We start from the raw sequence: 5,423 nt of genomic DNA on the forward strand, positions 1-5,423 counted from the left end.
GTCTCGGAACCCGACGGGCCGTCCCTGACGCTTTGCGGAGGTTGGAGGCGCTGATGGTGGGGAGGACGCGCCGCGATGCCGGCTCATTCGGCTGGGGCGTGGCGTGGTTCTTTTGGAACATTCCGATCGCGCTGGCGGCAATCTCGCTGGTCTTCGTGGCGGTCACCCTGGCTGACCAGGTCTCGTCCGGCGACGGAGTGGACGTGTCCGGGCTGGCCGGCGGTTACCTCCTCGCCGTGCCGTGCTTCAGCTTCCTCGGGTGGTTGGGCGGCTCTAGCCTGATCGCAGCAGTCTGGGCGACCGGCACCCGGAACCGTCTCCTCGCGCGGTTGCCGGTCGTCGTCGTATCCGCGCTGCTTGCCGTGCCCGCGTCGGAGAACGGCTTACAGGTGGCCTTCTACGCCTGCTCCGGCCTGGCCCTAGCGCTGGCCCTACGGCTGCCCGAGGGCTCCAGGACGATCGAGCCAGCGAGCATCCGAGGATGTAGTGGGTGACTATCTGGGTGACGACGGGTACGAGCGGCGGCGGACGTCCACGGAACCCGAGGGACGGTTTACGCAGCTAGATGGCCCGGTGGCGACTCAGCTCAGCGAGGTAGGTCGGTTGCCTGGGGGTCAAGGGCTCGACGAGGACCAGGTCCAGACCGTCGCCAACGACTGGAACCCGCCCGTCGGGGTCAACCTCGACGCTGAGCGCCAGGCGAGAATGCGAAGCGTGAAGGTACGACGGAGACTGCGCTGGTACGGCGACTGCCCCGAATGCGGGCATGACTGGCGCGAACACGAGCCGCCGGAGCCGTGTAGCGAGTGCCGGTACGAGATCGAGCACCGGGAGCCCGGCGCTCCCATGGCTGCCTGCACGGCGGTTGCCCCGCCGCCTACTCGTCGACGACAACCTTTTGCCACCGGTGGCCGTCGACAGCAACGGGCCCAACCACCGGCGGCCGGCCAAGGCCAGCGACGGACGACGGACCGAGGTCACGTATGAGGGCGGATGCGCCCAGACGGCTTGCACAGAGCTTGTAAGCGAGATGTCGCCGGTTCGATCCCGGCCGGGGGCTCCATCTCCACGGCGGTTTCGGGGCGAAGCGTCCCGCAACCGTGCGTGCCCACCTGCGGCCGCCCGTCGAGCTTGTGGAGCGCCTGACACATCGACTGGTGTCCAAACGGAGTCCGAGATGGGTCACCCGCCTCGCCGCTCTGTGTCATGCTCGCGTGTCTCGAAACTCTGCGAAAAGGCAGTCACCGGTGCATTCTCTCTTGAGTGCTGTGCGGCGCCTCGGCAAGTCGGTGTCGCTAGCTGATGCCTACTCCGGCCGCGCCAACAGCTTCGGCTTTATCCGTCTCACCGCGGCCCTCGCCGTGGTGCTGGCCCACACGGCCGCGCTCGGCTTCGGACGCGAGCTGCACAACCGCGTCCAGGTCGGCGCCCTCGCCGTCGCTGGCTTCTTCGTCATCTCCGGGTTCCTCATCACCCGTAGCGCCCGCCGTACGTCGACACCCCGCTTCCTCTGGCATCGGGCACTGCGCATCTGGCCCGGCCTGTGGGTCTGCCTACTGTTCGTCTCCACGATCGTCGCGCCGGTGCTCTACTACCACCAGCACGGCACGCTCGATGGCCTGTTGGGCGGACCAGCCGGAGCGCTCTCATACCTGAAGCTGAACTGGTGGGGCGGCATGCGGCTCGACCGCATCGCCGACGTGTTCCGAGGCAACCCGTACTGGAACTGGCAGGGCGGGAACCCGATGAACGGCTCGCTCTGGACGCTCGCCTACGAGATCAGCTGCTACCTGATCGTGGCCGTTCTTGCCGCCCTCACGATCCTGCGCCGGCAGTTGCGCTGGCTGCCGTTGCTCGCCCTGGTGGTCCTGTTCGGGCTGCTCTGCTGGAACTACTACCAGAAGACGACCGGCGGCGACGGGGCGATCTGGGAGACCCGCGCGATGATCGGCCCCTTGCCGCTGCTCGGCGGCCTCAAGACCAACTATTTCCTGTGGTACGGGTTCATGTTCCTCGCTGGCGGCGTCGCTGAGCTGTATGTCGACCGCCTGCCAATCAATGACCTGCTCGGTGTGACCGCGCTCGGCGTCGCCGTGTGGTTCACGCTGCACGGCTTCTTCGGTCCGGGGCTGCTCGCCTACGCGTACGTGATCCTGTGGCTGGCGGTAAGGCTGCCGGCGTTCCTCCACAAGGTCGGGCAACGGGCCGACTACTCCTACGGGGTGTACATCTACTCGTTCCCCGTGCAGCAGGTGATGGCCAAGTTCGGGGTGCAGGCCATCGGTATGCTCGGCTTCTTCGTGGTCAGCGCTGGAGTCAGCCTCGGCCTCGCTGCCCTGTCCTGGCACCTGGTCGAGTCGCAGGCGCTGAGGCTCAAGCACTGGACGCCGCGGGCGCTACGTGAGGACCGCTCGACGGGTGGGTCCGCCGTGAGGGCACCGGAGGAACTTGCTCCTGCCACGCTGGGATCCTGACTTCCCGGCCACCGGGCTCGGCAGCTTGCCCGGCTCCGCGACGCGGGGCCGGGCCCGAAGAGCCGCGTGACAGCAGAGCCGGACGGCCGCCCCGGCCGGGGGGCTCCAACTCAAGGTGGCCTGCCCGCCTGGGACGATGGGCGGGTGAACATCACCCGACTCGTCACGGCGGAGGACGCGCCCGCTCTGGCCGAGCTGCTCCGCGTGAACCGTGAGTTCCTCGCGCCCTGGGAGCCGATCCGGAGCGAGGACTACTTCACGGCGGCCGGGCAACACGCCGTCATCCAGGCCGATCTCCAGCAGCACGAGCAGGGATCGAAGCTGCCCCACGTCATCCTCGACGACGCCGGTCGCGTGATCGGCCGCATCACGCTCAACGGCATCGTGCGCGGCCCGTTCCAGTCATGCGCGTTGGGCTACTGGGTGAGCGCCGGCCACAACGGCCGCGGGTTCGCGACCGGAGCGGTGCGCGAGATCGTGCGGGTGGCCTTCGCGCAGTTGGGGCTGCATCGGGTGCAGGCCGAGACTTTGCTGCACAACGTCAGATCGCAGCGGGTGCTGGAACGCAACGGATTCGTCCGGTACGGCATGGCGCCGGAGTACCTCAACATCGCCGGCCGGTGGCAGGACCACGTCATGTACCAGGTGGTGAACCCGTCCTCGGAAACCGGCTGAACATCACCGCGGTCCACACCGGTTGGGGCCCGGGGCGCTGGCGCGTCCCCGGGCCCGGCCGTCCCGCGCCGACCCGCGTCAGCCCCAGTTCTGCGGGGCCGGCTGCCGGGTGGTCGCGTTGAGCCGGTTGAAGAAGTTGCTGGTCGCGATCCAGAGCACCAGCGCCGACAGCTCCTTCTCCCCGAAATGCCGGGCCGCCTCGTCCCAGGTCTCGTCCGGCACCGGGTCGCTGCGGTCGGCGAGCCGGGTGGCGGCCTCCGCCAGAGCGAGCGCGGCCCGCTCGGCCTCGGTGAAGTACGGGGTCTCCCGCCACGCGGCCACCGCGAACAGCCGCTCCTCGGTCTCGCCGTTCTTGCGGGCGTTGCGCGCCCCGGAGTCGACGCAGGCGCTGCACCCGTTGATCTGGCTGGCCCGCAGGTGGACCAGCTCCAGCGTGCTGCCGGGCACGCCGGCCGAGTGGGCGGCCTTGTAGAGCAGGTTGACGGCCTTCACCGCGTCGGGGAGCAGGGCGGCCGGGTTCTGGATACGAGCCTCGAGCATGATTCTGATCCATCCTGTCTTGTTAGGCTGGCCGGCGTTCGTGGCGCCGCCGTTTGTTCGTCCGTCACCGGGATGTCGAGGCAGGGACGGGCGACGTGACAGATGTGGCGGCGATCACTCAGAGGTCGCGGGGGATGGCGGGATCGTGAGCGGCACCGAGACGTTGGTCCAGCGGTTCGAGGAGCAGCGGCCCCGGCTGCGGGCGGTCGCCAACCGGATGCTCGGTTCCCCGACCGAGGTCGACGACGCGGTGCAGGACACCTGGTTGCGGCTCAGCCGCGCCGACGTCGACCGCATCGACAACCTGCCGGGCTGGCTGACCACGACGGTGGGGCGGGTCTGCCTGGACCGGCTGCGGTCCGGCACCGCCCGGCACGAGGAGTCCAGCGACTCGGCCGGGGAGGAACCCGCCGCCGAGCCGGCCGGCGGGCGCGACCCGGAGCAGGAGGCGCTGCTCGCCGAGTCGGTCGGCCAGGCGCTCGAGGTCGTGCTGACCACGCTCGGCCCCACCGAGCGCCTGGTGTTCGTGCTGCACGACATGTTCGCCGTCTCCTTCGACGAGATCGCGCCGGTGGTCGACCGCAGCGCCTCGGCCGTACGGCAGATCGCCAGCCGGGCCCGGCGCCGGGTGCAGAGCCGCTCGGCTGACCCGGTCGTCGACCCCGCTCGCCAACGCCGGGTCGTCGAGGCGTTCCTCGCCGCCTCCCGGGAAGGTCGGTTCGATGACCTGGTCAGCCTGCTCGACCCGTACGTGGTGCTGCGTGGCGACGCCACCGCCGTCCGCATGGGTGGCGCCGGGGAGATGCGTGGCTCGTCCGCCGTGGCCGGCTTCTTCAACGGCCGGGCCCAGGGCGCGATCCCGGCGTACGTGGACGGGGCGGCGGCTGCCCTGGTCGTCGTGGACGGGCAGACTCGCCTCGCCCTCAGCTTCACCGTCACCGACCGGATCATCGGCATCGAGGTGGTGGCCGATCCCGAGCAGCTCCGCGCCCTCGAGGTGGTGATGGAGGGATGAGCCGGGCGGTCGAGGAGTCCAACCGGGCCCTGCTGCGCGCCCGGGACGCCATGGACCGGGCGTACGCCGAGCCGTTGGACATCCCGGCGCTGGCCCGGATCGCGCACGTCTCGGAGGCGCACTTCATCCGGATCTTTCGGGCCACCTTCGGCGAGACCCCGCACCGCTACCTGCAACGGCGACGCGTGGAGCGGGCCATGTCCATGCTGCTGGAGACGGGGAAGGACGTCACCGAGATCTGCTACGCGGTCGGTTTCGGCAGCCTCGGCACGTTCAGCCGGACCTTCCGGCAGATCGTCGGGGAGTCGCCCACCGACTTCCGCCGGCGCCGGGTGGCCGCCGCCGCGAACGTGCCGAGCTGCTTCGCCAAGGCCTGGACCAGACCCAGCAGTTTTGGATAAGCAGCAGGTCAGGGCGGGCCCGTAGCGTCTTCGGCATGACGATGAACGCAATTTCCCGCTCCCAGATCTACGTGCTCGACCAGGACGAGGCGCTCGACTTCTACGTCGGCAAGCTCGGCCTGGAGGTCAGCACCGACCAGGACCTCGGCTTCATGCGCTGGCTCACCGTGCACGTCCCCGGCGACCCGGAGCACGAGATCCTGCTGGAGAAGCCCGGTCCGCCGGCCCTGGACCCGGCCACCGCGGAGCAGGTGCGGGAGCTGCTGACCAAGGGCGCGATGGGCGGTTGGCTCTGCCTCACCACCGACGACGCCCGTA

At 69.7% G+C, this 5,423-nt stretch carries 7 protein-coding genes; 6 read left to right on the forward strand and 1 reads right to left on the reverse strand.

All coding sequences use genetic code 11. The features are described from left to right. The 3 genes from ONA70_RS34400 to ONA70_RS34410 form a co-directional block, all read left to right on the forward strand. Positions 1–494 (forward strand): hypothetical protein (locus ONA70_RS34400; RefSeq protein ID WP_265010660.1); only part of this gene is annotated, 494 nt, incomplete at its 5' end. Positions 495–1,268: 774 nt separating this feature from the next. Beyond that, complete coding sequence (locus tag ONA70_RS34405; protein WP_265010666.1) at positions 1,269–2,474, forward strand: acyltransferase family protein; 1,206 nt, start codon at positions 1,269–1,271, stop codon at positions 2,472–2,474. Positions 2,475–2,618: 144 nt separating this feature from the next. After that, a complete protein-coding gene (locus tag ONA70_RS34410; protein WP_265010661.1) occupies positions 2,619–3,149 on the forward strand; it encodes a GNAT family N-acetyltransferase in 531 nt (176 codons plus the stop codon). Between the two features lie 78 nt (positions 3,150–3,227). Here the strand turns inward: ONA70_RS34410 and ONA70_RS34415 are convergent, their stop codons facing one another. Next, positions 3,228–3,689, reverse strand: coding sequence for a carboxymuconolactone decarboxylase family protein (locus ONA70_RS34415; RefSeq protein WP_265010662.1), 462 nt, complete (start codon positions 3,687–3,689; stop codon positions 3,228–3,230). A gap of 145 nt (positions 3,690–3,834) precedes the next feature. Between ONA70_RS34415 and ONA70_RS34420 the strand changes: the two genes are divergently transcribed. The 3 genes from ONA70_RS34420 to ONA70_RS34430 all read left to right on the forward strand — a co-directional run. After that, on the forward strand, positions 3,835–4,704 hold the full coding sequence (locus tag ONA70_RS34420) for a sigma-70 family RNA polymerase sigma factor (RefSeq protein WP_265010663.1): 870 nt from the start codon (positions 3,835–3,837) through the stop codon (positions 4,702–4,704). After that, entirely contained in the window at positions 4,701–5,105 is a 405-nt protein-coding gene (locus ONA70_RS34425) for a helix-turn-helix domain-containing protein (protein ID WP_265010664.1), read from the forward strand. Before ONA70_RS34420 ends, ONA70_RS34425 begins: the two co-directional genes overlap by 4 nt. A 35-nt stretch (positions 5,106–5,140) precedes the next feature. Further along, positions 5,141–5,423: VOC family protein (locus ONA70_RS34430; RefSeq protein ID WP_265010665.1), on the forward strand; the 283-nt coding region annotated here is incomplete at its 3' end.

It is taken from the genome of Micromonospora yasonensis, from assembly GCF_026013475.1.
Classification (GTDB): Bacteria; Actinomycetota; Actinomycetes; order Mycobacteriales; family Micromonosporaceae; genus Micromonospora; species Micromonospora yasonensis.

Excerpts from the sequence above, each read along its gene's own strand:
- ONA70_RS34415 (WP_265010662.1), bottom strand. The coding sequence starts at position 3,689 with ATGCTCGAGGCTCGTATCCAGAACCCGGCCGCCCTGCTCCCCGACGCG.
- ONA70_RS34425 (WP_265010664.1), top strand. The coding sequence starts at position 4,701 with ATGAGCCGGGCGGTCGAGGAGTCCAACCGGGCCCTGCTGCGCGCCCGG.